Origin of the sequence: Lysobacter sp. ISL-50, from assembly GCF_018612875.1 — a bacterium.
Classification (GTDB): domain Bacteria; phylum Pseudomonadota; class Gammaproteobacteria; order Xanthomonadales; family Xanthomonadaceae; genus Lysobacter.
In genome coordinates this window covers 60,997-87,605 of the sequence record NZ_JAGGRI010000012.1, presented here as the reverse complement: position 1 = coordinate 87,605, position 26,609 = coordinate 60,997, and the positions used below count along the sequence as shown (strand labels likewise).

Below are 26,609 nucleotides of genomic sequence, written 5' to 3'. Positions count from 1 at the left end.
GGCACCTTCTCCCGCACGCGGGAGAAGGCAAGCAACATCCAAGGAATTGCCATGTCCACCGATTCAACCCGCCTCCTCCTCGATCCCGGCTTCGACCTCACCCTGCGGCCGATGCGCTACCCGCATTTCTACGAGATGTACCGCGACGCGATCCGCAACACCTGGACCGTCGAGGAAGTGGATTTCTCGCAGGACGTGAACGATCTCAAGCACAAGTTCGGCCCGGCCGAACGGCATCTGGTCGAGCGGCTGGTCGCGTTCTTCGCCACCGGCGACAGCATCGTGTCGAACAATCTGGTGCTGAACCTGTATCAGCACATCAACGCGCCCGAAGCACGCATGTACCTGTCGCGGCAGTTGTACGAGGAAGCGCTGCACGTGCAGTTCTACCTGACCCTGCTCGACACCTACCTGCCCGATCCTAACGAGCGCGCCAAGGCCTTCGACGCGGTCGAGAAGATTCCCTCGATCCGGGCCAAGGCCGAATTCTGTTTCCGCTGGATCGATTCGATCCAGAACCTGCACCGCATCGAGACGCGCGAGCAGCGCCGCCAGTTCCTGCTCAACCTGATCTGCTTCGCCGGCTGCATCGAAGGCCTGTTCTTCTTCGCCGCCTTCGCCTACGTGTACTACCTGCGTTCGCGCGGCCTGCTCAACGGCCTGGCCTCGGGCACCAACTGGGTGTTCCGCGACGAGAGCTGCCACATGGCGTTCGCGTTCGAAGTCATCCGCACCGCGCGCGAGGAAGAGCCCGACCTGTTCGACGCCGACCTGCGCGCGCAGGTGGTGAAGATGTTCGAGGACGCGGTGGAATGCGAATTCCAGTTCGCCCAGGACGTGCTGTCCGGCGGCGTGGTCGGCCTGTCGCTCAAGGACATGCGCCAGTACCTGGAATACTGCGCCGACCAGCGCATGGCCCAGCTCGGCATGCCGAAGCATTTCGGCTCGACCAACCCGTTCGCGTTCATGGACCTGCAGGACGTGCAGGAAGTGACCAACTTCTTCGAGCGCCGCGTGTCGGCGTATCAGGTCGGCGTGCAGGGTGAGGTTGCGTTCGACGAAGCCTTTTAAGCAGGAGCGAGTGGGATCAGGAACGAGTGCAGAGGAGTGAGGAGTGAGTAAAAGCTCACGCGCCGCTCACTTTGCGCTTAACCCCACTCATTTCTCACTCCTCTCCACTCACTCCAGCCACATCCCATCCCCATGACCGAAGCCCGCATGACCGAAATCGTCTTTCCCGATCACACCAATCACCTGGGGACGTTGTTCGGCGGGCAGGCGTTGGCATGGATGGACAAGGCCGCGTTCATCGCCGCTTCGCGCTACGCCCGCACCGTCGTGGTCACCGCGCGTTCGGAACAGATCGATTTCCATACCGCGGTGCCCAAGGGCGCGCTGGTGGAATTGATCGCGCGCGTGGTCGAAACCGGGCGCACCTCGATGCAGGTCGAAGTCGATATGCTCAAGGAAGATTTGCTTACCGGCGAATCGCAGCTCGCCACGCGTGGGCGCTTCACCATGATCGCGCTCGGCGCCGATGGCAAGCCGACGCCGGTGCCGCCGCTGGCGCGTTGATTGGCGCCTGTGAGTATGGATTCGGCTTCCGGCTTGCGTCGTAAATCTGAAGTTGCGCGTCGGGGCTGAAGCCCCTCCCACAAAAAACTTCCAGCTTTCGCTCTATTCGATTCGGCTTCCTGCTTGCGCCGCAAGTTCGAGGTTGCGCGTCGGGGCTGAAGCCCCTCCCACAAAAGACTTCGGGGCATTCGCAAGCAGCGTTGAGGTGAAGCCGCGAGTGATGAATACGCTGTCGCGGGGGCTCGACGAAGGCCGGAAGTCTTTTGTGGGAGGGGCTTCAGCCCCGATGCTGTCCGCTCAGATAGCGAGCATCAGCGCCCCACAGCCACCGCATCGCATTCGCTGCGAACCTGCACACACGGCCGCAGCGCATCGAAGGAAACACCGGCCCAACTGCGGCGCATATCGATCCGCACGCGCGGCCGATCAGCCAATACCGAGGCCAGCGGTTGACGGGTTTCGATCCGCAGCGGCGCCATTTCGCGACCGTTCTCAGACGTCACGGTAAACCGCAAGGTAATCGTCACCGCACCACTGCGCCCGCGCCGCTGCCGCTGCTGCAAATCGCTCGCCGCGCCGACCACGCTCGAAGCCTGCCCCCAGTGCGCGTTGTACCGAGCCACGCTCAAGCCGAGCGTGCGCCAGGTCACCAGCAGCAACGCCACCGCCAACACCGCCGCAGGAATGCGCCATGCGCGCAGTCGCGGTATCGAGGTCGCGCCGTAGCCGATCGCCGCCAACACGACCACCACGCCGAAGCTGCACGCCCGCCACGCCACGCTTGGCTGCGGTATCGCCGCCTGCGGGCCGGTGAGCGAGGGCAGCCACAACGCCACCGCCACTACCGCGGCCGCCGCCGTCAGGATCACCGCGATCAGCTTCCACACCGCCGGCTTCGACAGATCGATGCTATAGCGCTTGGGCGCGTCGCCGGACATGCACGGGCTCCGTGAAGGGTTGCACGGCGATCTTAGTCCTCGCGCGCGCAAGCGCAAGCTGCGGATATTCCCGGGTGAACGCGCTGCCTAGACTCGCGGCAACTTCACCAAGGATGCTTGCGATGCAACTCGATCACTACCGCACACTCGGCCGCTCCGGCCTGCGCGTCAGCCCGGTGTGCCTGGGCACGATGACTTTCGGCAAGGACTGGGGCTGGGGCAGCGATGCCGACGAAGCCCGGCAGGTGTTCGACGCCTACCTCGAACGCGGCGGCAATTACCTGGATACGGCCAATTTCTACACCGGCGGCAGTTCGGAAACCCTGCTCGGCCAGTTCGCGCGCGGCCGTCGCGATCGCCTGGTGATCGCGAGCAAATACTCGCTGTGCACCGACCCGGGCGACCCCAACGCCGGCGGCAATCACCGCAAGAACCTGCGCCAATCGGTGGACGCGAGCCTGCGCCGCCTCGACACGGATTACCTCGACCTGCTCTATCTGCACGCCTGGGACGACACCACGCCCGGCGACGAAGTCATGCGCGGCTTCGACGATCTGATCCGCGCCGGCAAGGTGTTGTATGCGGGCGTGTCCGATCTGCCGGCGTGGCAGGCCGCGCGTTTGCAGACGCTGGCCGAGGCGCGCGGCTGGTCGCCGCTGGTGGCGTTGCAGATCGAATTCAGCCTGGCCCAGCGTGAAGGCGAGCGCGAGTTGCTGCCGATGGCGCGCGAACTCGGCATGGGCGTCAGCGCGTGGTCGCCGCTGGCCTCCGGCGTGCTCACCGGCAAGTATTCGCGCGCCGATCTCGATCCGGCCACGGCGCAGGGCCGGCGCGCGGTGGCGATCGGCAACGGCGCGCTGACCGAGCGCGCGCTGGTCATCGCCGATACGGTCAAGGCGGTCGCGGCCGAACTCGAACGCCGGCCCTCGCAGATCGCCCTGGCGTGGTTGCTGCAGCAGCCGTTCGAGATCGCGCCGGTGATCGGCGCGCGCACGCTCGCGCAGTTGCAGGAAAACCTGGGCGCCCTCGAGGTCCAATTCGACGATGCGCAGCGGCGGCGGCTGGACGAAGCCAGCGCGATCGCGCTGGGATTTCCGCACGATTTCCTCGCCCTGCCCGGCATCCAGCAGGCGATGTTCGGCGGCGCTCAGATCCGCCGCGGCTGGTAAGCGTCGCGGGCGCGGCCCAGGCCGCGCCCGCATTCGCGCGCCGCGCTCGCGATCAGAAGCGATAGTCCATCGTCAGGCTCAGCGTGCGCGGCGCGCCCGGTGCGTTGAAGCCATCGACCGAGCCGTGCGCGGAGGCGAAGTAACGCTTGTCGAACGCGTTCTCCAGGCGCAGGCGCCAATCCCAGGGGCCGGCCTGATAGCGCAGATTGAAGTCGAAGCGGGTGAACGCCGGCAGCACGCTGAGATTGGTCGGCGCGGCGTATTGCATGGCCACGTGCTGGGCCAGGGCGCCGACGCTGAAACCGCGGCCCAGCGCGTACTCGGCATAGGCCGAAGCGCTGTGGCGCGGCGTCAGCGGCGAGGTGCGGCCCTGGAACGACACGCCGCTGGCGGCGTTGTTGGACTTGGTGATCTCGCCGTCGAGATACGCGTAGCCGGCGTACAGATCCAGGCGCTGATCCAGCAGCGACGCCGACAACCCGACTTCCGCGCCGCGCGTGCGCTGCGTGCCCACGCCGATCTGCTTGCGCGGATCGACCGGGTCGGTGGTCTTGATGTGTTCGCGTTCGGTCTCGAACACCGCCACATCGAAACTCAACAATCCGTCGGCGCGCGCGAACTTGTAGCCAACTTCGCGATTGCTGGTGGTTTCCGGGCTCAGATCGACGTTGACCGTGCTCAGCGGCAGGCTCTCGGCCGAAGGCTGGAACGATTCGCCCCAACTCGCGTACAGCGACTGCTGCGGCGTGGGCATCCAGATCAGGCCCAGGCGCGGGCTCCATTCGCGATCGCTGCGGTCCAGCGCGGGCGCGGCGGCGTTGACGCGGTCGCGGGTCTGCTGGCGATAGTCGTCGTAGCGCGCGCCGATCACCGCCTTCCACTGCGCGTTCAAGGTGATCTGGTCCTGCACGTACAAGGCGGCGTTGCGCAGGCGGCTGCGCGCGGCGGCCTCGGCGCGCGGATTGAAGGTCGGACGGTCCAGCACCGGGTTGAGCAGATCGATCGGCGTGGCGATGCCGCCGTAACTGGCCTGATCCTTGCGTTCGTAGCTCAGCTCGTTGCCGATCAGCAGACGGTGGCGTTCGCCTTCGTAGACCAGATCGGTCTGCGCGAACCACGCCTGCTGGTCGCGGGTATTGCCGGCATGGCGCCGCGCCGACATCCAGCGGCCGTTGCGCAGGAACGGATTGCCGGTGATCAGGGTGTTGCGGCGATCGAGCGTGTAATCGGTCCCGCGCAAAGTCACGCGCAGATCCAGTTGCGGCGTCAGCGCCTTGCTGTAGGTCGCGTTGAAGATATTGATGCGGGCGCGGCTGTAGTCGTCGTGGCGCGCGTCGGCCGAGCCGTAATACGTGTCGATCGGAACATCGACCGGGCGGCCGAACAGGCTGGGAATGCCGAAGTCGGTAACGCGTTCGTCGCGCTGCGCGCTGGCCTGCAGCAGCAGTTGGCCGCCGCCGAGTTCGAAGCGATACGACGGCGCGATCAGCCAGCGCTCGATGAAGCCCTGGTCGCGGAAGGTGTCCGAATCCTCGACCGCGCCGACCAGACGGCCGGCGCCGATGCCGAGCGGGCCGGTGACGTCGAATTCGCCGCGACGGCCGCCTTCGCTGTCGGCGTACAGGCGCAGCTTGCCTTGCGCGGTGTCCAGCGGCTGCTTGCTGACGCGATTGACCAGGCCGCCGGACGAGCCGCGGCCGAACAACATCGCCGCGGTGCCCTTGAGCACTTCGATGCGTTCGGTGTTGGCCAGATCGCGGAAGTACATCGCGTCGTCGCGCACGCCGTCGAGGTATTGATCGGCCAGCGCGCTGAAGCCGCGGATCGCGACCTGATCGCGCTGGCCGTCGCCGTTGTTGAGCCCGACGCCGGGCACCAGCGACAGCATTTCGTTGAGCGAGCGTCCGCCCTGCGCGTCGATCAGCGCGCGCGGCAGCACGGTGACAGCCTGCGGCACTTCGATCAGCGCGGTGTCGGTCTTGGTCGCGCTGGAACTGCGCTGGGCGCCGAACTTGGGAGCGGCGACGCCGCGGACCTGGATCTGGTCGAGTTCATGGACCTGATCGCCGGCGTCGGCCGCGTCGTCGGCGTGGGCGGTCAGGGAAAACAGGCACAAGGGCAACAGGGCCAGCGCGAGACGCGCCGGCGCCAGCCGGGAGAGCGGAGAGGCGGACATCGGTAAAACTCCTGCGAGGCTTTTGGCTCGAGCCCCACAGGCGCTCTGGCTATACAGGCGGCGATTTTCCGGTGCTGAGACGGCGATCGCAAGTGCGCGGCGCGCTCGGGGGCGCGGCGCGGCCGTGTCGGCGACTCGCGAACAGGCCGTTTTCGCCGGGTTTGCGCCGCTTATTCGCCCGGCGCGGACGCGGATTTCTTCTTCGACAGGCTCTTGGAGCCGCTCTTCGACAAGGCCTCGTCGGAGGCCGGCGCGGCGTCCGCGGCCTGCGCCTCTTCGGTGGGGAACAATTCCGGCAGATCGCGCGCGTACAAGTCGGCCGGGCTGTCGGACGGGCAGGCCTTGTCCGGGAAACCGAACTGGCCCTGCAAGGCGTTGGCGCACTCGGGCATGGATTCGAAATTCTTGCCGGTGGCCATGCATTGCGCGTCGAAGGCGCGGCGGAAGGCGTCGCGGCGGCGGACGAAGTCCTCGCCGCACTTGCGGGTCAGGCGGATCCGGTCCAGATCGTCCTGGACGGCGTTGGTGCCGTCCAGGCCGTATTGCTTGAGCTCGTCCGGCGTCAGGATGCGCAGGTCGCGGTTGGCGATGGTCATCATCAGGTCCGACACCGCGGTGGCCACGCCGTTGCGCTCCAGGTAATCGCGCACCTGCTGGTTGATCGCGCGCAGTTCGCGGCTGAGCTCGGCGCGCGAGGTCGCGGTGGAGCGGTCGCGCATCAGCCGGTGGATGCCGACCTTGCCCTCGACCGAACGCGTGTCGCCCGCGGCCAGCACCAGCACGCAGGCGCTGTGGCAGACCGAGTCCTCGCGCACCCAGATCGCCCAACCCGATTCGGCGATCGAATCGCCGGCGCGGATCGCTTCTTCGACGTGGCCGCCGCTGGAGTCGATATCCAGGATGCGGGTCTGGATCTCCATGCGCGTGGCCATCGCCGAGACCCGCTGCACCAGCGCGGTGAAGCCGGCGCCGATCTTGCCCTGATAACGCAGGCGCACCACCCCGCGCGCCTGGCACGGCGACAGCGCATCGACCAGGCTGAAGAAGTCCAGCGAAGTCAGCCGCTGGCCTTCGCCGAAGCGCGGGTAATCGTATTCGCAGCTGATCCGGGCGACGCCGCCGTCGAGTTTCGCCGGCGGCCAATAGGTGCCCTTGAGAATGTCCTCTTCGCTCGGCGGCACCGGCGCGACCTTGGGCATCTCGTTCTGGCTGCCCAGGGTGACCGACTCGCCCTGCGCCGGCGCCGGCGATTCCTTCGCGCACGCCGCCAGGACCAGCGCGCACAGCAACGATGCGAGCAGGCCAGCCAGTAACGGGGTCCTTTCGAAAAACATGTTCCACCCACCGGATTCGGGATCGCGCGGGACCGTCCTGGTCCGCGCCGTGCGCGTAGCGCCGGTGCAAACGTTAGCCCCAGCCTTCGCCAAGCTCAACGGCGGCGTGAGGTACGGCGTTACCGGCATCAGCGTGATGCCATCTTCGTCGGCGGCGGATGAACGCCAGCCGCCGGGCGCGTGCCGCCGCCGCGGCTTTTGTAGGAGGGGCTTCAGCCCCGATGCCTTTCGATCTGATCGCCGCGATCTGAGCGAAAAGCATCGGGGCTGAAGCCCCTCCCACAAAAGACTTCTTGCTTTCGCTCCCGCCCATCCTCCGCCGGCCGATTGACTTCGCCCCGCCCGCTGCGTACCTTGGCGCCGTTACGGTGAACATCGCTTCATAAAGATAAAGCGATGGGACACGCCATCGACGGCCTCGCGCCGGCGGTGGCCAGAGGGAATCCGGTTCGAATCCGGAGCTGCCCCGCAGCGGTATGGGAAACGAACGGGCCATGGCACTGGGCGACATGCCCGGGAAGCGGCCTTAGTAGGAAAGAGCGAGGGGTAGAGTTCAGAGGACTCTATTCCTGGCTCCAAGTCCCGAGCCCGAAGACCTGCCGCGACCGGAAGGTTCGCCTTCCGTCCGACTCCGGCCCGCGTGGCGCCGGACGGCGTGTCCGCACGCCGTCCGCGCAGCGTGGACCGGTTCGCCCGCGGGGGCGAAGGTCGAAGCCAAGGTTCGCGATGGAGTCCGGCGCATCCGCGTGCGGGCCGCCGCGGCCGTGGTTTCCTTCGTTGCCCTGCGTCATGCCCACGCATCGCAGGTACTCATCATGATCAGCGTCACCCCTCTCGGCTTCCCGCGCATCGGCGCGCGGCGCGAGCTGAAACAAGCTTTGGAATCGTTCTGGAAAGGCGACAGCGACGCGCGATCGCTGCACGCCACCGCCGCCGCCCTGCGCGAACGCCATTGGCGGCTCGCGCGCGAGGCCGGCGCCGACATCGTGCCGGTCAACGACTTCTCGCTCTACGACCACGTGCTCGACACCAGCGTGCTGTTCGACGCGATTCCCGCCTCGCACCGCGCCGCGTTCGACGAAGACCCGCTGAGCGGTTACTTCGCCCTCGCCCGCGGCCTGCAGGACGGCCGCCGCGATCTGCGCGCGCTGGAAATGACCAAGTGGTTCGACACCAACTACCACTACCTGGTGCCGCAGTTCGAAGCCAACCAGCGCTTCGCCCTGCGCGGCGACAAGCCGTTGGCGGAACTGACGCAGGCGCAGGCCCTGGGCCTTGAGGCGCGGCCCGTGCTGCTCGGCCCGGTGTCGCTGCTCAAGCTGGGCAAGCGCGTCGATGGCGGCGATCCGCGCGAACTGCTCGACCACCTGCTGCCCGCCTACGCCGAGCTGCTGTCCAAGCTCAAGGCCGCCGGCGCGCAGTGGGTGCAGATCGACGAACCGGCCCTGGTGCTGGACCTGGACGACGCCGACCGTGCCGCTTACCGCCGCGCCTACGCCGCGCTGGCCGAAGTCGATGCGCCGCAGCGCCTGCTGACCACCTACTTCGGCGCGCTCGGCGACAACGCCACGCTGGCCGCGCAGTTGCCGGTGGAGGGCCTGCACCTGGATCTGGTGCGCGCGCCGCAGCAACTGGAAAGCGTGCTGCCGCTGCTGCCGGAAGACCGCGCGCTGAGCCTGGGCGTGGTCGACGGCCGCAACATCTGGCGCGCCGATCTCGACGCCGCGCTGAGTCTGGCGCGCCGCGCCGGCGCGCGGGCGAAATGGCTGGCGCCGTCGTGCTCGCTGCTGCACGTGCCGGCCGATCTGGAACTGGAAAAGAAGCTGCCGACGCCGCTCAAGCATTGGATGGCCTACGCCCGGCAGAAGATCGAAGAACTGCGCCTGCTCGCCGACGCCCTGGCCGGCAACGCCGACGCCGAACGCGATCTGGCTGCGGCCGCGAGCGCGCGCGCCGCGCGCCTGGCCTCGCCGCTGCTGCGCAACGCCGGCGTGCGCAAGCGCCTGGCCGCGGTCGAACCGGCCATGGCCAACCGCGTCTCGCCCTATCCCCAGCGCGCCAGGCTGCAGCAGGAACGGCTGAACCTGCCGCTGTTCCCGACCACCACCATCGGCTCGTTCCCGCAGACCGCGCAGGTGCGCCGCGCCCGCGCCGAGCACAAGGCCGGCAAGATCGACGACGACGCCTACCGCAGCTTCCTCGAAAACGAAACCGTGCAATGCCTGCGCGAGCAGGAGGCGCTCGGCATCGACGTGCTGGTGCACGGCGAGTTCGAACGCAACGACATGGTCGAATACTTCGGCGAGCAGCTCGACGGCTTCGCCTTCACCGCGCACGGCTGGGTGCAAAGCTACGGCTCGCGCTGCGTGAAGCCGCCGGTGCTGTTCGGCGACGTGTCGCGGCCGCGGGCGATGACGGTGGACTGGACCCGCTACGCGCAGTCGCAGACCGATCGTCCGGTCAAGGGCATGCTGACCGGACCGGTGACGATCCTGCAGTGGTCGTTCGTGCGCGACGACCAGCCGCGCGCCGACAGTTGCCGGCAGATCGCCCTGGCCCTGCGCGAGGAGGTGCTGGATCTGGAATCCGCCGGCATCGCGGTGATCCAGATCGACGAACCGGCGCTGCGCGAAGGCCTGCCGCTGCGGCGCGCCGACTGGCCGGCGTATCTGGCCTGGGCCGGCGAATCCTTCCGCCTGGCCGCCAGCGGCGTGGGCGACGCCACCCAGATCCACACCCACATGTGCTACGCCGAGTTCAACGACATCATCGACGCGGTCGCCGCGCTCGACGCCGACGTGATCTCGATCGAGACCTCGCGTTCGCGCATGGAACTGCTCGATGCGTTCGCGCGCTATCGCTATCCCAACGGCATCGGCCCGGGCGTGTACGACATCCACTCCCCGCGCGTGCCCAGCCGGGCCGAAATGAGCGAACTGCTCGACAAGGCCCTGGACGTGCTGGAGCCGGCGCAGTTGTGGGTCAATCCCGATTGCGGCCTGAAGACCCGCGGCTGGCCGGAAGTGCGGGCGGCGTTGCAGGCGATGGTGCAGGCGGCGCAGGGCTTGCGCGAGCAGACCACGGCCGAAGTGAGTTAAGCGATCCGTCGTCGCGGCGCGCACGCCCGCGACGGCGCCCGGCCACGCAAACGCCCCTTCCGGACGCATCCGGAAGGGGCGGCATTGCATTCATCCATCAGCGCAACGCGTATCAGCCCAGCGCGACCCACAGCTCGGGATCGCCGGAGCTTTCCACCGAACGCACGATGGCGCCGACGTCAGCGCTGGAAACGCTGAAAGGGGCGACTTCATAAGCCAGATCTTCGACGTGCAGATTACCTTCCATAGACTGCTCCTTGTGTGCCGGCCGATGAGGTCCCGCGGCGTGCCGGCGCCGCCGTGGGCCGTTATTGCAGTTGGCTCAGCGCGCCGCGCGCATGCAGGCGCACCATCTGAGATTCGTCCGCGTACAGCCGCTCCATCGCCTCGCGATAGGCGGCCTGATCTTCGCGCAGGCCTTCCAGGCACATCAGGCGCATGCGCGGCGGCAACAGCGGCGCATCGACGATGTCGTTGAACAGGCCCTTGAGTTCGTCGCCGCCGACCATGACCGCCATTTCCGCCAGCATCGACAGCCGGCTGTGGATGCTGGCCGAGGTGTAGCTGAGAATCCGCGCGCGTTCTTCTTCGATGACGAAGTTGTACTGGCACTTGGAAATCTGGCTCTGGTTGTTGAACAGCACGTTCAACGAGATCGACAACTCGTCCGGCGGCGCCTGCCGATGCACGTCGCGATGGGCCTGATAGAGCATGATCTTGCCCTTGGGCAGGCTGGTGACTTCCGAATCCAGGATCGGCGCGCTGTCGCCGATTTCGCCGTTCAAATGCGACGGGTCGATCTGCACGATGTGGGTGCGGTAACCCGCGCCGAAATAGCCGATGGTGAGGAAGTTGAAGTTGTGGTCGTGGGCGGTGTCGTAGGAGTACACGCGTTCTTCGTTCTTGCGCAGCGCGCCGGTCTGCTTGAGCGGCGTCCAGACGTTGGCGCGGATCATGATGTGCCTGCGCCGCGCGATCACGTAGCACTGCGGCGCCACGAACGGCGGCGGCTGGCCGTCGAGGATCGAGCGCATCGACTGGGCCATGGTGCGCGCCACCAGTCCGCTGTCGCTGGCGTAGGCGGCCAGCACCGGCGCCGCGTCGGCGATGCTGTCCGGGTCCATGCTGTCGACGCGGCTGAAGATGTAGTCGAACAAATCGTCTTCGCTGGCCGTCGAGGTGGCGGTCGCATTCAAGGTATAAGCCATGTCGGTTCCTCGCGGCTCAAAGGGCGGGTTGCAGGGCGGCGAGCGAACGCGTCGCCGCCGCGCGGATGTCGTCGTGCTCGTCGTCGAGCGCTTCGTGCAGGCGATCCAGAGCGATCCGACGATCGACCTTGGCCAGATGCTGGATCGCCGACCAGCGCACGAAATGGCGCGGATGCCGGCTCAGTTCCAGCAGCACCTCCGGCGCCTGCTGCGCGCCGATGGCGGCCATGGTGCGGCCGATGCAGATCAGTTCCGAATCGCTGAGCCGGGCAGAGATGCAGCTGTCGGCGCGCAAGGTGTCCGGATCGAAGCGCCACTGCAGATCCGCGGCGCTTTCCGACAGCAGCAAGGCCACGATGGTCGGCCGCTGCACATCGACCTTGAACGCCGCATCGCCCGCGCTCATCGCCGCGGCCTGGCCGGCGTCGAGTTCGATCCGGCGATTGAGCCGCACGCTTTGCTCGCGCTCGAAATACGCGTTGCGGAAGCTCTCGCCGGTGGCGTAGGTGCTCAGCGTCATCGCTCCGGCCGCGACGCCGATGCAGGCGTATTGCGAGAGCGTGAAGATGCCGCTGGAAGAGCTGAAATACCGCGACAAATGCAGCGACCAGCCCGGTCCGGCCAGCAGCAGCAGGCCGTGCCGGCTCCACAGGCTGCCGCGATTCCAGTGTTCCCACCACAACGCGCGCTCGCCGTCGGCGAGCACGTCGCGCAATTCAGCGCCCAGCCGCGCGGCGATCGCGCCGGAGCGCAGCAGGGTTTCCACTTGCGGTTGCATATCGACGATGGCGGCAAGACCGCGTTCGGCGATGCCGTCATCGACGGTCTGCTTGAATTGCGCGAACCGGGGATCGGTAAGCGAACGCGTTTGAGCGTCCATGGCGTCCTTCCTTGGTTGGGGTTCGGTGGATTGGAACCTTCCGCGTCCTGCGGTCGCCACTGCGCGTCATGCAACCAACGCGCACAGGCTCTGCGACGATCGCATCGTCGCGGAGGATCGTCGTCCGCCGCATCGCGACGGGCAACTGGATTCGATAGTAGCGGCAAGCCGGCGCGCGAACAGCAGCACGGATGCGACCGCAATCACAGCTCCGACGATGCGTTCGGATTGCGTTCGCATCGCTCGCATCACATGTCTTCCGTGTGATGCGAACGGCGCCGCGCGGCACGGGCGACGTAGCGGGCCGCCAAAACGAAACAGCCCCGCCGAGGCGGGGCTGTTCAACCGTTCGCGCGGACCGCCGATACGGCGGTCGCGCGCGGCGAGGGTTCGCGGCTTACTTGGCCGCGACCACCTTGACCATTTCCAGGCACTTGTTCGAGTAGCCCCACTCGTTGTCGTACCAGCTCACCAGCTTGACGAAGGTGCCGTCCAGGGCGATGCCGGCTTCGGCGTCGAAGATCGAGGTGCGCGCGTCGCCGCGGAAGTCGGTCGCCACGACCTTGTCCTCGGTGTAGCCCAGCACGCCCTTCAGCGCGCCTTCGCTCTGCGCCTTCATTTCCGCGCAGATTTCCGCGTAGGTGGCTTCCTTGTTGAGCTCGACGGTCAGATCGACCACCGACACGTCCGAGGTCGGCACGCGGAACGACATGCCGGTGAGCTTCTTGTTGAGCTCCGGGATCACCACGCCGACCGCCTTGGCCGCGCCGGTGCTGGACGGGATGATGTTCTCCAGGATGCCGCGGCCGCCGCGCCAGTCCTTGTTGCTCGGACCATCGACGGTCTTCTGCGTCGCGGTGGCCGCGTGCACGGTGGTCATCAGGCCGCGCTTGATGCCCCACTTGTCGTTGACGACCTTGGCCAGCGGCGCCAGGCAGTTGGTGGTGCACGAAGCGTTCGACACGATCGCCTCGCCCTTGTAGGTCTTGTCGTTGACGCCGAACACGAACATCGGCGTGTCGTCCTTCGACGGCGCCGACAGCACGACCTTCTTCGCGCCCGCGTCGAGATGCTTCTGCGCGGTGGCCTTGTCGAGGAACAGGCCGGTGGATTCGATGACCACCTCGGCGCCGACTTCGTCCCACTTGAGATTGGCCGGGTCGCGTTCCTGGGTCAGGCGGATCTTCTTGCCGTTGACGATCAGGGTGTTGCCGTCGACCTTGACCTCGCCCTTGAAACGGCCGTGGACCGAGTCGTACTGCAGCATGTAGGCCAGGTAGTCGGGCTCGAGCAGATCGTTGATGGCCACGATTTCGATGTCGTCGCCGAAGTTCTGCACGGCCGCGCGCAGGACGTTGCGTCCGATGCGGCCGAAGCCGTTGATGCCTACCTTGATCGTCATTGAGGTAACTCCTGCGGCCGCTGGGCGGTTCGAAGTGGGGAAACCGCCATTCTAGCAAGGCGTGGCCGGTGTCGCAGTCCCGCCGCGTTACCCGGCTGCAGTTCGCAGAACCGCAATCGCCCGGCCCGGATTGCGATGGAAATCAAGGTTTACCGCTCTTGGCCGTAATTAGAGTGCGGCACAGGCCGTTCGCCTGTTCAGCCAGTTCCGCCTTCCGGCAATCACCGACCACAGGGGACTCAAGGAATGAACCATCGTTTGATCGGCGGCGTGCTCGCCGCGGCCCTGGCCTGCGCGGCCCAACCCGTCCTGGCCCAGGAGGCCCGCAGCTACACCATCGGCATCGGCGCGCATCAGGTACAGCCCAAGTCGAACAACGGCTCCCTGCTCGGCGGCGCGGCCCAGCTGGAAATCGGCGACAACGTCCAGCCGACCATCACGTTCGAGTATTTCGTCCGCGAAAACCTCGGCATCGAGGTGCTGGCGGCGACGCCGTTCAAGCACGACATCGAGATCAAGGGGCTGGGCAAGGTCGCCACGACCAAGCACCTGCCGCCGACCTTCTCGCTGCAGTACCACTGGAACAGCGACGGCGCGGTCTCGCCCTTCGTCGGCGTGGGCGTCAACTACACCACCTTCATGAGCGAGAAGACCACCGGCCCGTTGCGCGGTTCCAAGCTCAAGCTGGAGGATTCGGTCGGCGTGGCCGCGCACCTGGGGGTGGATTTCAGCGTCGGCGAGCGCGGCGCGATCCGGGTGGATGCGCGCTGGATCGACATCAACTCCGACGTCAAGCTCAACGGCGCGAAGATCGGCAAGGCCGAGATCGATCCGCTGGTCTACGGATTGGCCTACGTCATCAAGTTCTGAGCGGCGCGAACCGGCGATCGCGGCCCGCCTCCGACGGCCGCGTAAACCGGTGCCGGCGCGGCTGTCGCCGCCGGTCCGCGCGGCCGTGCCCGACGGCCGCATCGCCCGTTTCGGACAGCGGCCGCGCGCGGCGCGTGCAGTAAAGTGGCCGGCATGAAAAACACCCGACTGCCCGTCCGTAATCCGCTGCGCTCGCCGCGCCTGCGCGCCCTGGCCGCCTTGCTGCTGGCGTTGCCGCTCAACGCCCTGGCCTGGGGCCCGCAAGGTCATCGCCTGGTCGCCGAACTGGCCTGGGAGGGCATGACCCCGGCCGCCCGCGCCGAGGCCGACACGCTCCTGGCCGGCGAACCCGACCCGACCCTGCCCGGCATCGCCAACTGGGCCGACGAACTGCGCGCCCACGACCCCGACCTGGGCAAGCGCAGCGCCAAGTGGCACTACGTGAACCTGGCCGAAGACGAATGCCATTACGACGCCGCGCGCGACTGCCCCGACGGCAACTGCGCGGTCGCCGCCATCGCCGCCCAGACCGCGATCCTGGCCGACCGCGGCAAGCCGCAGGCCGAGCGCCTGCAGGCGCTGAAGTTCGTCGTCCACATCGTTGGCGACGTGCACCAGCCGCTGCACGCCGGCTACGCCCACGACAAGGGCGGCAACGACTTCCAGCTGGCCATCCCGGGCGAACCCGAGCGGCCCGGCGGCTACGGCGGCAACCTGCACTCGCTGTGGGACAGCAGCCTGCTCAATACCCGCAAGCGCAACGACGCGGCCTATCTGGTCGAGCTGCGCAAGATCGCCGTGCCGACCGTGACCGGCGCCGGCTTGCCCGCCGACGCCGCCGGCTGGGCCGAGGACTCGTGCAAGCTGATGCTGCAGCCGGGTTTCTATCCGCCGACACACACGCTGAAGCCGGAGTACGTCGCCACCTGGCGTCCGCTCGCCGAAACCCAGTTGCGCCTGGGCGGTGAGCATCTGGCCGAAGTGCTCAACGCGGCGCTGGCTCCGGGACGCTGATCCGCGCGCGACGCGTCCGTTCCTCCGTCCAGCCGAACCTGATCGAGCGCAATGAAACGATTATTTTTGTTCGCGACCGTCGGAAGACCCCGCGCCACTCTCGACTGATCTGCATTTCGAGGAAACCGATCCGGCCGCGGATGGTCTGGGTCTGACCGGTTCGGTCACGCAATCGGTCAGCGACGGCGCAGTGCGCTACAGCATGTTCGATTCGAATACCGTGTTTCCGCCGCCGGCCGTCATGAAGTTCAGCTGCGGCGACGGACGTGCGAATGCGACCGTGGTGAACGAGTCGCTCTGATCCGCGCTGCGACGGCGCGTCGCCGTAACCTGGGACTCGCGGCGCGCGTGAAGAGCATTCGCGCCTGCGGCGCTCGTCCCCTCACCCCGGCCCTCTCCCGTAAACGGGAGAGGGAGACTAACGACTCCAGCTAGCCACGCTTGACCGTCGCGCTTGCAACACGCGCCCCGCGCCAGCCCGAAGTCTTTTGTAGGAGGGCCTTCAGGCCCGAAGCCTTCCGTTCCGATGCCCGCGCCCCTCACCGCAACTTCGCCGCCCCCCGCTTCGCGCTACTCTCGCCATACCTAATCGAGTCCCCTCTCATCAGGGCCCCGCATGAACCCGTTCCGTCGTCGCATCCTGGGCGCTGTGTGCGCCCTCGGTCTCATCCTTGCCGCCCTCGCCGCCCCCGCGCAGACGCCCGCGCAAGCCCCGGCCGCGCCGCTGACCGTGTTCGCCGCCGCCAGCCTCAAGGAATCGCTGGACGAAGCCGCCGCGGCCTACCAGAAAGCCACCGGCCAGGACGTGCGCGTGTCCTACGCCGCCAGTTCCGCGCTCGCCCGCCAGATCGAACAGGGCGCGCCGGCCGACCTGTTCCTCTCGGCCGACCTGGACTGGATGGACTACCTGCAAGAACGCAAGCTCATCGACGAAGCCAGCCGCCGCAACCTGCTCGGCAACACCCTGGTGCTGATCGCGCCGGCGACCCGCACGACCCGCCCGGTCGCGCTCAAGCCCGGCGTCAAGCTGTTGCCGCTGCTCGGCGAAGGCCGCATGGCGCTGGCACTGACCGCGAGCGTTCCCGCTGGCAAGTACGCGCGCGCGGCGTTCACTTCGCTCGGCGTGTGGGATCAGCTGCAACCCAAGGTCGCCGAAGCCGAGAACGTGCGCGCCGCACTGATGCTGGTCGCCCGCGGCGAAGCGCCGCTGGGCGTGGTCTACGGCAGCGACGCCCAGGCCGAGCCCAAGGTGCGCGTACTCGCGACCTTCCCCGCCGACACTCATCCGGCCATCGTCTATCCGGTGGCGGTGATCACGGCCAGCCAGCATCCGCGCGCGGCCGCGTTCGCGCGGTGGCTGCATTCGAAGGACGCCGCCGCGATCTTCCGCCGCCGCGGCTTCGCGCCGCTGCCCTGAGCATAACCATCCGAAGCCGCACCTAAACCATCGATGCCCGACTTCAGTCCCGCCGAACTCACCGCGATCGCGCTCAGCCTGAAAGTCGCGGCGGTGGCGACCTTGTGCAGCCTGCCGTTCGGCGTGGCGATGGGCTGGCTGCTCGCGCGCGTGCGCTTTCCCGGCAAGCTGTTGCTCGACACGCTGATGTACCTGCCGCTGGTGCTGCCGCCGGTGGTGACCGGTTATGCGCTGTTGATCGGCTTCGGCTCGCAGGGGCCGATCGGCCGCTTTCTTGCCGAGTACCTGCACATCAGCATCGCCTTTCGCTGGACCGGCGCCGCGTTGGCCAGCGCGATCATGGGTTTCCCGCTGATGGTCCGCGCGATCCGGCTGTCGATCGAAAGCGTCGACCGGCGCCTGGAGCAAGCCGCGTCCACGCTCGGCGCCAATCCCTGGCGGGTGTTCTTCGGCGTGACTCTGCCGCTGTCGTGGCCGGGGCTGATGGCCGGCGCGGTGCTGTGCTTCGCCAAGGCGCTGGGCGAATTCGGCGCGACGATCACCTTCGTGTCGAATATTCCCGGCGAAACCCAGACCTTGTCGTCGGCGATCTGGGGCCTGATGCAGACGCCGGGCGCCGAGTCGGGCGTGCTGCGCCTGGCCCTGGTCGCGGTCGCGATTTCCTTCGCCGCGGTGTTCGTGTCCGAATGGCTGGTGCAGCGCCAGCGCGCCGGAGCGCAACGATGAGCCTGCCTGCGAGCGATACCGCGGCCGTGCACGCGCCCCGCTTCGACATCGACATCGAACTGCGCCGCGGCGACTTCCGTCGCGGCTTCGCGATCCGCAGCGAGCAGCGCGTGATCGCCGTGGTCGGCGATTCCGGCGTCGGCAAGACGTCGCTGCTGCACGCCATCGCCGGCTTGCTGCGGCCCAGCCGCGGGCATATCGAGATCGCCGGGCAGCGTCTGTTCGACAGCGCCGCGCGCATCGACCTGCCGGCGCATCGGCGCCGGATCGGCTACGTATTCCAGGACGCGCGCCTGTTTCCGCACCTGGATGTGCGCGGCAACCTGCTCTACGGCCTGCGCGGCGAGGCCGCGCGCGAAACCCGTTTCCAGCTCGGCGCCATCGTCGAGCTGCTCGGCATCGGGCCGTTGCTGGCGCGCGGCACCGCCGGCCTGTCGGGCGGCGAAATGCAGCGCGTCGCGCTGGGCCGCGCCCTGCTGTCGCAACCGCGCATCGTGCTGCTGGACGAACCGCTGTCGATGCTCGACATGAACCGCCGCGACGAATTGCTGCCCTATCTGCAGCGCGTACGCGACGAAACCGGGTTGCCGATGATCTACGTCAGCCACTATCCGGAGGAAGTGCGGCGCATCGCCGGGGAAGTGCATAGCGTGGGCTGAAACGCGGACGCGGGCCCGGGGCTCGGCGCCGGCCCCGCACATGCGGGGTCAACGCGACCGTTTATCGCCTGCCTGCCTGACGGCCGCCACCGAAATACCGGGCCGGGCGGCCTGCGCATCGCGTTCGCAGAGCCGGTGCCATACTGCCGCGTATGAACCCGCCCCTGCATTTCGATTCCCTGGCCGACGCCGTCGAGTTTCTCTATCAGCGCCTGCCCGGCGCGCTGCACGTCGGCGCGCCGCTCGGCCTGGGCAAACCGCATCGCCTGCTCAACGCCTTGTACGAGCGCGCCGAGCGCGAAACCCAGCGGCCGCTGCATCTGTACACGGCGCTGTCGCTGGACCCGCCGGGCGCCGGCAAGGGCCTGGAAGGACGCTTCATCGGACCGTTCGCGCAGCGCCATTTCGGCGACGACTTCCCGCGCTTGCGTTATGTGCAGGCGCTCAAGCGCAACGCCCTGCCCGAGCACATCGAGATCGAGGAGTTCTATCTGCAGTCGGGCTCGCTGCTCAACGCCAGCGCGACCCAGCGCCGTTACGCCAGCCTCAACTACACCCACGTCGCGCGCGCCCTGGCCGATCGCGGCGTCAACGCGATCGTGCAGAAGGTCGCGGCCGATCCCGCCGGCGGCACGCGGCTGTCGTTGTCGTGCAATACCGATCTGACCTTCGATGCGGTCGATGCGATCGTCGCGCGCGGCCTGCCGCGGCCGTTGTTGATCGCCGAAGTCGATCCGCAATTGCCGTGGCTGGGCGGCAGCGCCGCGGTAGATGCATCATTCTTCGATGCGGTGGTGACGCCGCCGGGCCCGCATCCGAAACTGTTCGGACTACCGCGGCAACCGGTCAGCGACGCCGACTACGCGATCGGTTTCCACGCCAGCACCCTGGTGCGCGACGGCGGGACGCTGCAGATCGGCATCGGTACGCTGGCCGATGCCTTATGCCATGCGTTGGCGTTGCGGCATACGGATAATTCGGCGTATTTGCGGGTGATTGCGGCGTTGGGGATGGGGGGTGCCGCTTCGGTTGAGGGTGACCTCGGCGGGGAACGTGGCGCGAAGGCGCTGGGTGAGGGATTCGTAGGCACCGCTTCGGTTGAGGATGACCTCAGCGGAGACCGTAACGCGATGGCGCCAGGTGAGGGATTCGTAGGCACCGCTTCGGTCGGGGGTGACCTCACCGGACACCGTAACGCGATGGCGCCAGATGAGAAATTCGTAGGCACCGCTTCGGTAGGGGGTGACCTCAGCGGAGACCGTAACGCGAAGGCGCCAGTGGCGCCGCTTGGGTCATTTCAGGTGGGGCTTTTTGGCTGTAGCGAAATGATCAACGAAGGCTTCCGCCGATTGGTCGAAGTCGGCGTGATCAAACGCAAGGTCGTGGACGATCTGGAGCTGATGCGCCGCGTGCACGACGGCAGCGCCGGCGCCGAGGATCTGCAGCGGCTCGATCGCGAAGGCGAGTTCCTGCAGGGCGGTTTCTATCTGGGTTCGCCGGATTTCTACGACTGGCTGCGCACCATGCCCGCCGATCAGCAGCGCGGCGTCAGCATGCGCCGCATCAGCGAAGTCAACGAGCTCTACGGCGGCAACGAAACCCTCGAACGCGTGCAACGCCGCGACGCGCGCTTCTTCAACAGCTGCATGATGGCCACCGCGCTCGGCGCGGCGGTGTCGGACACCCTCGACGACGGCCGCGTGGTGTCCGGTGTCGGCGGGCAGTACAACTTCGTGGCGATGGCGCACGCGCTGCCCGATGCGCGCTCGGTGCTGATGTTGCGCGCGTCCCGCGAAAGCGCCGGCGAAGTGCGTTCGAACGTGGTCTGGAACTACGCCCAGACCACGATCCCGCGTCATCTGCGCGACATCTACATCACCGAGTACGGCATCGCCGATCTGCGCGGCAAGAGCGATGAGGACTGCGTCCTGGCGATGACGGCCGTCGCCGATTCGCGCCATCAGTTCGGATTGATGAAGACGGCGATGGATCACGGCAAGCTCAAGCTGTTCCACCCGCGTCTGTCGGGTCGCAACACGCCAGAACGCCTGCGCGCGGCGCTGGCGCCGTTCCGCCGCGAGGGCGTGCTGCCGGACTATCCGCTGGGCAGCGATTTCACCGAGGTGGAACAGCGGCTGGTCAAGGCGCTGGGGTGGCTGAAGGCGAATACGGCCACGCGCGGGGCGAAAGCCAGGACGGTGCTGCGGGCTTTGTTCTCACCGACCAGCGATGATCGCGAGGCGCTGCGGCGCATGGGGTTGGAGACGCCTTCGGGGTTCGGCGAGCATGTCGAGGCTAAGTTGGTGGGGTTGGGGTTGCGTGGCGCTTCGGAGTGATGACAGGTGGTTGCCTTCCGGCGAACTGATCGAAGGGCATCGGGGCTGAAGCCCCTCCCACAACAATCCTGGCGATGCCCCGCCATCGGCGATATCGCTTTTCTTCGCCTTTTCTACGAATCAGGCCCCTTGTTTCTCGCAACCTGCGCGCGCGACCACGAGGTCTTTTGTGGGAGGGGCTTCAGCCCCGACGCTTTTGTTCCAGCCACACCGCATCCCAATGCGGATAGTCGCCGATCCGCTGCACCAAACCGGCGCGCTTGGGATTGGCGACGATGTAGCGAGCGGCTTGCAGTACATCCTCATCCTCGCGCAACGCGTGATCGTGGAAGCCCGGCATCCAAACCAGTCCTTTGCGATGCGAGGCGCGATTGACCGCCCGCGCGGCGCGGCCCTTCAGCGAGGCGACGACGCTTTGCAAGCGGATGTCGCTGTGCAGTTCGATCAGGCCATGCCAGTGATCGGGCATCAGCACCCAGCACAGCAGGCGCGCGCCCAGCCATTTTTCCGGATCGGCGATGGCTTGCGCGGCGATCTGCGCGCAGTGTTCGCTGGCGAAGATTCGGCGGCGGCGGATGCAGACGGTGGTGACGAGGTAGATCCGCTGGGGCTCGGACCATCGGCCGCGACGGAGCGCTTTGTAGCCGGGTTTTGGGGTTGGCGGGTTCATGCCGGCAGGTTGGGCCTGCGGGCGGGAGCGATCTATCGGGGTTGGTCGCGCGCTGCGATAGGAAAACTCTGGTGGGGGCCGCGGCGGCTGAGCGGAAAGCATCGGGGCTGAAGCCCCTCCTACAACAATCCTGGCGATGCTTCGCTATCGGTGCCGTCGACTTTTCTACGGATGGCGCGCCTTGTTTTTTCGAGCTGCGCGCGCGGCTACGAAGTCTTTTGTGGGAGGGGCTTCAGCCCCGACGCTTTCCGCTCAGCCGCCGAGATCTTCTCCCACTTGCGCACCTGCACCCGCGCAAACAGCCGATGGCCCAGACGAATCCCAGGCTTCTCGACCCAACGATAAGTCGCCCACGCAGCCACCACCGACAAGCCCAGGCTCAACGCGGCGCAAGCCAGATAAGCCACGCCGTCCGGCAACGCGGCATACAGTCGCGCGAATACGCCGTACAAACGCGACACCAGGAACGGATGCACCAGATACAGCGAATAGCTGATCGTGCCGAGAAAACACGTCGCGCGATTGACCAGCAAACCGACCGCCCAACGTTGAGTCGTCAGCAGCAGGCCGAGCAGGATCAGGCCATAGCCCAGCGCGCTCAGGTGCCAGTCGGTAATCCAGGCATTGCTCGGCAGCCAACGGTAGAACAGCGCGGCGGTGCCGAACAGGCCGAGCGCTAGCAAACCCAGGCCCAGCGTTTGCCGGCGTTGCAGCGCGATCTCGCGCAAGCGCTGCCACAGCCGGAAGATCACGCAGCCAAGCACGAAGATCGGCATCTGCGTCAGCAGGCCGTAGCCGTTACCGAGAAAATTCAGCGGCGCCGGCCCGCCATGCGCGGCCCACAGGGCCAGCGCGTAGCTCGCCGCCAGCAGCGCCAGTTGCGCGGGCAGCCCGCGCACGCGCAGCGCCAGCAGCGGAAACACCGCGTAGAACAGCATCTCCACGCCGATGGTCCAACTGCCCATGACGATTCCGGCCTGCCACTGCGGCGACAGGCCGAACAGCATCGACAGGTTCCAGCCGATCTCGCTCGCGCCGTATCGCGCGGGCTGGCGCAATTGGTCGCGCAGCACCATCGCCGCGAGCAGCACCAGCAACAGCGGCGCGATACGGAACAAGCGGCTCAGGTAGAAACTGCGCAGCGGCGAACCGCTGGCGACATGGCGCGGCCAGGTCATGCACAGCGAGAACGCGCTCATGACGAAGAACAGCACCACGCCGCTGCCGCCCATGCCGACGATCGGCAGCGCCGCGGCGGGAACGCGCAGATCGGGATCGGGCATGGCCATGACGTGGTAGAGCACCACGTACAACGCGGCCAGGCCGCGCAGGGCGTCGAGTTGCGGCAGGCGCGGCAGCGCTTGCGGGTCTTGCGGCATGTAGGCGGATTCCACGGCGATGAGCGAACGCCCCGCGCGGGTGGCGATGCCCTCGCCCGCGCGGGACGGTGCGCGATCGGACCTCGCGCAACCGTTGTCGGGGATAGTAAGGCCAGTGTGGCGAGGCGGTAAGTGCGTGGCCGGCGCGCGTTTGTAATCCTGCGAGCGGGCGGCGCCAACGAAAACGGGGACGCTGGCGTCCCCGTTTCGTATTCCGGCGATGGCCGCCGGATCAGCCCAGCGTCTTGACCGTCGCGACCACGCGCTCGACGGTGAAACCGAAGTACGGGAACAGCGCCTCGGCCGGCGCCGACGCGCCGAAGCGGTCGATGCCGACCACCTCTCCGTCCAGGCCGACGTACTTGCGCCAGAAGTCGGTGATGCCCGCTTCGATCGCCACGCGCTTGCGCACGGCGTTGGGCAGCACCGATTCGCGGTAGTCCTGCGGCTGGCGGTCGAACACGGCGGTCGAGGGCATCGACACCACGCGCACCTTCACGCCTTCGCCGCTCAGCACGTCGGCGGCCTGGGTGGCGAGGCCGACTTCCGAACCGGTCGCGATCAGGATCACGTCCGGGGTGCCCTGGCTGTCGCGCAGCACGTAGCCGCCGCGTTCGATCTGCGCGACCTGCTCGGCCGTGCGCGGCTGATGCATCAGGTTCTGGCGCGAGAACACCAGGCAGCTCGGGCCGTCGGCGCGCGCGATCGCGGCCTTCCACGACACCACCGACTCGACCGCGTCGCACGGACGCCACAGGTCGTTGTGCGGGATGTAGCGCAGCGAGGCCATGTGTTCGATCGGCTGATGGGTCGGCCCGTCTTCGCCCAGGCCGATCGAGTCGTGGGTGTAGACGTGGATCGCGTGCGCGCCCATCAGCGCGCTCATGCGCACCGCGTTGCGGGCGTAGTCGCTGAACACCAGGAAGGTGGCGTCGAACGGAATGAAACCACCGTGCAGTTGCAGACCGTTGCTGATCGCGGTCATGGCGAATTCGCGCACGCCGTAATACACGTAGTTGGCGTTCGGATCGCTGCTGGCGACCGACTTGCTGGCCTTCCACAAGGTCAGGTTGGAATGGGCCAGATCGGCCGAGCCGCCGATCAGTTCCGGCAACTGCGGCGCGAAGGCTTCGATCGCCATCTGCGAAGCCTTGCGCGAGGCGATGGTCGGGCCTTCGGCCTGCAGCTTGGCGATGTAGGCGTCGGCCTGGTCGAGGAAACCTTGCGGCAGCTCGCCCTGGATGCGGCGCAGCAGTTCGGCGGCTTCAGCCGGGAACTGCGCGGCGTAGGCGTCGAAGGCCTGCTGCCACTGCTGCTGCGCGGCGGCGTGATCGCGCGCGCGCCAGCCGCCGTAGATGTCCTGCGGGATTTCGAATTCGGCGTAGGGCCAGTTCAACGCGGCGCGGGTGGCAACGATTTCATCCTTGCCCAGCGGCGCGCCGTGCGAGGATTCCTTGCCGGCCTTGCCGGGCGAGCCGAAGCCGATGGTGGTGCGGCAGCAGATCAGCGTCGGCTTGTCGTCGTGCTTGAGCGCGGTGTCGATCGCGGTCTTGATCTCGACCGCGTCCTGGCCGTTGACGTTGCGGATCACGCGCCAACCGTAGGCCTCGAAGCGCGCCGGGGTGTCGTCGGTGAACCAGCCGTCGGTGTTGCCGTCGATGGAAATCTTGTTGTCGTCCCAGAACGCGACCAGCTTGTGCAGGCCCCAGGTGCCGGCCAGCGACGCGGCTTCGTGCGAGATGCCTTCCATCAGGCAGCCGTCGCCCATGAACACCCAGGTGCGGTGATCGACGATGGCGTGGCCTTCGCGATTGAAATGCTGGGCCAGCAATTTCTCGCCCAGCGCCATGCCGACGGCGTTGGCGAAGCCCTGGCCGAGCGGACCGGTGGTGGTCTCGATGCCGGGGGTTTCGAAGTTTTCCGGATGGCCCGGGGTGCGCGAATGCAGCTGGCGGAAGCGCTTGAGCTCTTCGATCGGCAGGTCGTAGCCGGACAGATGCAGCAGTGCGTACTGCAGCATCGAGCCGTGGCCGTTGGAGAGGATGAAGCGGTCGCGGTTCAACCACTTCGGGTCGGCCGGGTTGTGGCTGAGGTAGTCGTTCCACAGCACTTCGGCGATGTCGGCCATGCCCATCGGCATGCCCGGATGACCGGAGTTGGCGGCCTGCACCGCGTCGATGGCGAGGAAACGGATGGCGTTGGCGAGGTCGCGGCGGCTGGGCGTCGTCATGAGGGTCTGCGGGCTTGGGATTTGGAGCGGCTTCCGACGGAAACCGGCGAAGGCCGCCATTGTCCCATCCCGCTGCGGTCCTGTCGCCCCGACCGCCCCCTTGGCCCGGCCGGGCTGCGCGCGCGGTCAGCCCGGCGCGCGTTGCAGGCCCTTGATCCAGATCGCCGTCGCCGCGAGCAGGGCCGGGACCGCCAGGGCGCTGACGATGGCGGCGAAATTCCAGCCCAGCCCCAGCAAAGTACCGCCGAAATAGGCGCCGAAGATGCCGCCGAAGCGGCCGATTCCGTTCATCCAGGCCACCCCGGTGGCGCGCCCCTGGGTCGGGTAGAAGCCGGCCGCCAGCGCCAGCAGCGCGCTTTGGCCCGCGTTGATGAACAGGCCGGCGGCGAACACCAGCGCGCCCATGTCGCTCAGATCGCCGCTGCTTTGCGCCAGCGCCAGCAACAACACGGCGCTTATCGAGTAAGCCCAGGCGATCGCCCGGTGCGGGTCGTAACGGTCCATCACCACGCCCATCAACAGGCAGCCCAGGGCGCCGCCGAACATGAACATGCCGCCGATCTGCGAGGCCTTGGCGATCGGCAGACCGGCGTTGCTGACCAGGGTCGGCAACCAGCTGGTGATCAGATAGATCGTCAGCAGGCCGCAGAAATAGGTCGCCCACAGCGCCACCGTGCCGATCGTGTAGCCCGGCGAAAACAGCACCGCCACCGCCGAATCGGTTTTGAGCTTGCCGATCTCCGGCACCGTGGTGCGGATGCGCTCGTCCAGTCGCGCCGATCGATCCATCCGCTTGAGCAAGGCCGGCACGCCCGCGCCGCCGCGCCGAACCACCAGATACTGCAAAGATTCCGGCAGCAGCGCGATCAGCACCGGCACCAGCAACAACGGCGCCACGCCGCCGACGATCAACACGCTTTGCCAACCGTATTCGCCGATCAGCCTGGCCGCGACGAAGCCGCCCGACGCCGAGCCCAGGGTGAAGCCGCAGAACATGGCCATGGTCAGCTTGGAACGATGGCGCGCCGGGCAGTACTCGGAAGTCAGCGTGATCGCATTGGGCATCGCCGCGCCCAGGCCGATGCCGGTCAACAGGCGCAGCACGCTGATCGAGACGATGTCATAAGCCCAGGCCGAGGCCAGGCTGAAGACGCCGAACAGCGCCAGCGAACCGATCAACACCTTGCGCCGGCCGAACCGATCGGCGATCGGCCCGACGCCGATCGCGCCGATCGCCAGGCCGATCAGCGCCGCGCTCATCATCGGCTTGAGCATGGGCGCCGCCACGCCCCAGTCGCGACTCAGCGACGGCGCGATATAGCCCGCCGCCGCGGTGTCGTAGCCGTCGATGAACACGATCAGAAAACACAGCGCCACCGTCAGCCATTGGACGCCGGAGATTCCGCGCTCATTGATGAACTGCTGCACGTCCAGCGCGGGAGCGTCGGAGCGCGGCGATGACACGGCTTGCACGGCGTGGATTTGCGTAGCCATTGCGGTTGTCCCCCTAGAAGAATTGACAAACAGC

The 26,609-nt window shown here is 67.3% G+C and carries 21 protein-coding genes and 1 riboswitch; of the genes, 10 read left to right on the top strand and 11 right to left on the bottom strand.

All coding sequences use genetic code 11. From position 1 onward, the window contains the following. Positions 1–51 precede the first annotated feature (51 nt). Positions 52–1,071, top strand: a complete 1,020-nt coding sequence (locus tag J7J50_RS08170) for a ribonucleotide-diphosphate reductase subunit beta (protein WP_215060678.1) — start codon at positions 52–54, stop codon at positions 1,069–1,071. A gap of 132 nt (positions 1,072–1,203) precedes the next feature. Further along, entirely contained in the window at positions 1,204–1,575 is a 372-nt protein-coding gene (locus J7J50_RS08165; protein WP_215060676.1) for an acyl-CoA thioesterase, read from the top strand. A gap of 311 nt (positions 1,576–1,886) precedes the next feature. On the opposite strand, the gene J7J50_RS08160 is transcribed toward J7J50_RS08165, so the two are convergent. Next, positions 1,887–2,513 carry a hypothetical protein gene (locus tag J7J50_RS08160; RefSeq protein ID WP_215060674.1) on the bottom strand — a complete coding sequence of 209 codons (627 nt, stop codon included), beginning with the start codon at positions 2,511–2,513 and terminating at the stop codon, positions 1,887–1,889. A 122-nt stretch (positions 2,514–2,635) separates the two neighbouring features. On the opposite strand from J7J50_RS08160, the gene J7J50_RS08155 reads away from it, so the two are divergent. Then, positions 2,636–3,682, top strand: a complete 1,047-nt coding sequence (locus tag J7J50_RS08155) for an aldo/keto reductase (protein WP_215060672.1) — start codon at positions 2,636–2,638, stop codon at positions 3,680–3,682. A gap of 52 nt (positions 3,683–3,734) precedes the next feature. Here the strand turns inward: J7J50_RS08155 and J7J50_RS08150 are convergent, their stop codons facing one another. Both J7J50_RS08150 and J7J50_RS08145 read right to left on the bottom strand, forming a co-directional pair. Next, complete coding sequence (locus J7J50_RS08150; protein WP_215060670.1) at positions 3,735–5,858, bottom strand: TonB-dependent siderophore receptor; 2,124 nt, start codon at positions 5,856–5,858, stop codon at positions 3,735–3,737. Positions 5,859–6,028: 170 nt separating this feature from the next. After that, entirely contained in the window at positions 6,029–7,192 is a 1,164-nt protein-coding gene (locus J7J50_RS08145) for a hypothetical protein (protein ID WP_215060668.1), read from the bottom strand. Positions 7,193–7,588: 396 nt separating this feature from the next. Continuing rightward, a riboswitch (cobalamin riboswitch) is annotated at positions 7,589–7,811 on the top strand. A 196-nt stretch (positions 7,812–8,007) separates the two neighbouring features. On the opposite strand from J7J50_RS08145, the gene metE reads away from it, so the two are divergent. Further along, on the top strand, positions 8,008–10,290 hold the full coding sequence (gene metE, locus J7J50_RS08140) for a 5-methyltetrahydropteroyltriglutamate--homocysteine S-methyltransferase (protein WP_215060666.1): 2,283 nt from the start codon (positions 8,008–8,010) through the stop codon (positions 10,288–10,290). Between the two features lie 112 nt (positions 10,291–10,402). On the opposite strand, the gene J7J50_RS25105 is transcribed toward metE, so the two are convergent. From J7J50_RS25105 to gap, 4 genes are all read right to left on the bottom strand, one after another. Continuing rightward, positions 10,403–10,537, bottom strand: coding sequence for a hypothetical protein (locus tag J7J50_RS25105; protein ID WP_257720561.1), 135 nt, complete (start codon positions 10,535–10,537; stop codon positions 10,403–10,405). A 61-nt stretch (positions 10,538–10,598) separates the two neighbouring features. Continuing rightward, on the bottom strand, positions 10,599–11,498 hold the full coding sequence (locus J7J50_RS08135) for a hypothetical protein (RefSeq protein WP_215060664.1): 900 nt from the start codon (positions 11,496–11,498) through the stop codon (positions 10,599–10,601). Positions 11,499–11,514: 16 nt separating this feature from the next. Then, complete coding sequence (locus J7J50_RS08130; protein ID WP_215060663.1) at positions 11,515–12,378, bottom strand: HEAT repeat domain-containing protein; 864 nt, start codon at positions 12,376–12,378, stop codon at positions 11,515–11,517. Positions 12,379–12,775: 397 nt separating this feature from the next. Next, the gene (gene gap / locus J7J50_RS08125) at positions 12,776–13,780 is read right to left on the bottom strand and encodes a type I glyceraldehyde-3-phosphate dehydrogenase (RefSeq protein WP_215060661.1); all 1,005 of its coding nucleotides are present in this window, start codon (positions 13,778–13,780) and stop codon (positions 12,776–12,778) included. A 246-nt stretch (positions 13,781–14,026) separates the two neighbouring features. On the opposite strand from gap, the gene J7J50_RS08120 reads away from it, so the two are divergent. The 6 genes from J7J50_RS08120 (at position 14,027) to J7J50_RS24740 (ending at position 20,802) form a co-directional block, all read left to right on the top strand. Next, the gene (locus tag J7J50_RS08120; RefSeq protein WP_215060660.1) at positions 14,027–14,650 is read left to right on the top strand and encodes an OmpW family outer membrane protein; all 624 of its coding nucleotides are present in this window, start codon (positions 14,027–14,029) and stop codon (positions 14,648–14,650) included. A 153-nt stretch (positions 14,651–14,803) separates the two neighbouring features. Beyond that, a complete protein-coding gene (locus J7J50_RS08115) occupies positions 14,804–15,664 on the top strand; it encodes a S1/P1 nuclease (RefSeq protein WP_215060658.1) in 861 nt (286 codons plus the stop codon). Between the two features lie 616 nt (positions 15,665–16,280). After that, positions 16,281–17,081 (top strand): molybdate ABC transporter substrate-binding protein, encoded by an 801-nt coding sequence (gene modA / locus J7J50_RS08110; protein WP_215060656.1) that lies wholly within the window; start codon positions 16,281–16,283, stop codon positions 17,079–17,081. A 33-nt stretch (positions 17,082–17,114) separates the two neighbouring features. Beyond that, complete coding sequence (modB, locus tag J7J50_RS08105) at positions 17,115–17,807, top strand: molybdate ABC transporter permease subunit (protein WP_215060654.1); 693 nt, start codon at positions 17,115–17,117, stop codon at positions 17,805–17,807. Continuing rightward, entirely contained in the window at positions 17,804–18,466 is a 663-nt protein-coding gene (locus J7J50_RS08100; RefSeq protein WP_215060652.1) for an ATP-binding cassette domain-containing protein, read from the top strand. The genes modB and J7J50_RS08100 overlap by 4 nt, the downstream gene beginning before the upstream one ends. Before the next feature lie 152 nt (positions 18,467–18,618). Continuing rightward, positions 18,619–20,802, top strand: a complete 2,184-nt coding sequence (locus tag J7J50_RS24740) for an acetyl-CoA hydrolase/transferase C-terminal domain-containing protein (protein WP_251044547.1) — start codon at positions 18,619–18,621, stop codon at positions 20,800–20,802. 181 nt (positions 20,803–20,983) lie between these two features. On the opposite strand, the gene J7J50_RS08085 is transcribed toward J7J50_RS24740, so the two are convergent. From J7J50_RS08085 to J7J50_RS08070, 4 genes are all read right to left on the bottom strand, one after another. Further along, on the bottom strand, positions 20,984–21,472 hold the full coding sequence (locus J7J50_RS08085; RefSeq protein ID WP_215060650.1) for a transposase: 489 nt from the start codon (positions 21,470–21,472) through the stop codon (positions 20,984–20,986). Positions 21,473–21,678: 206 nt separating this feature from the next. After that, positions 21,679–22,866: an acyltransferase gene (locus tag J7J50_RS08080; RefSeq protein ID WP_215060648.1), complete on the bottom strand. Its 1,188-nt coding sequence runs from the start codon at positions 22,864–22,866 to the stop codon at positions 21,679–21,681. A 217-nt stretch (positions 22,867–23,083) separates the two neighbouring features. Beyond that, positions 23,084–25,081 (bottom strand): transketolase, encoded by a 1,998-nt coding sequence (gene tkt / locus J7J50_RS08075; RefSeq protein WP_215060646.1) that lies wholly within the window; start codon positions 25,079–25,081, stop codon positions 23,084–23,086. 126 nt (positions 25,082–25,207) lie between these two features. Beyond that, on the bottom strand, positions 25,208–26,575 hold the full coding sequence (locus J7J50_RS08070; protein WP_215060644.1) for an MFS transporter: 1,368 nt from the start codon (positions 26,573–26,575) through the stop codon (positions 25,208–25,210). Positions 26,576–26,609: the final 34 nt, after the last annotated feature.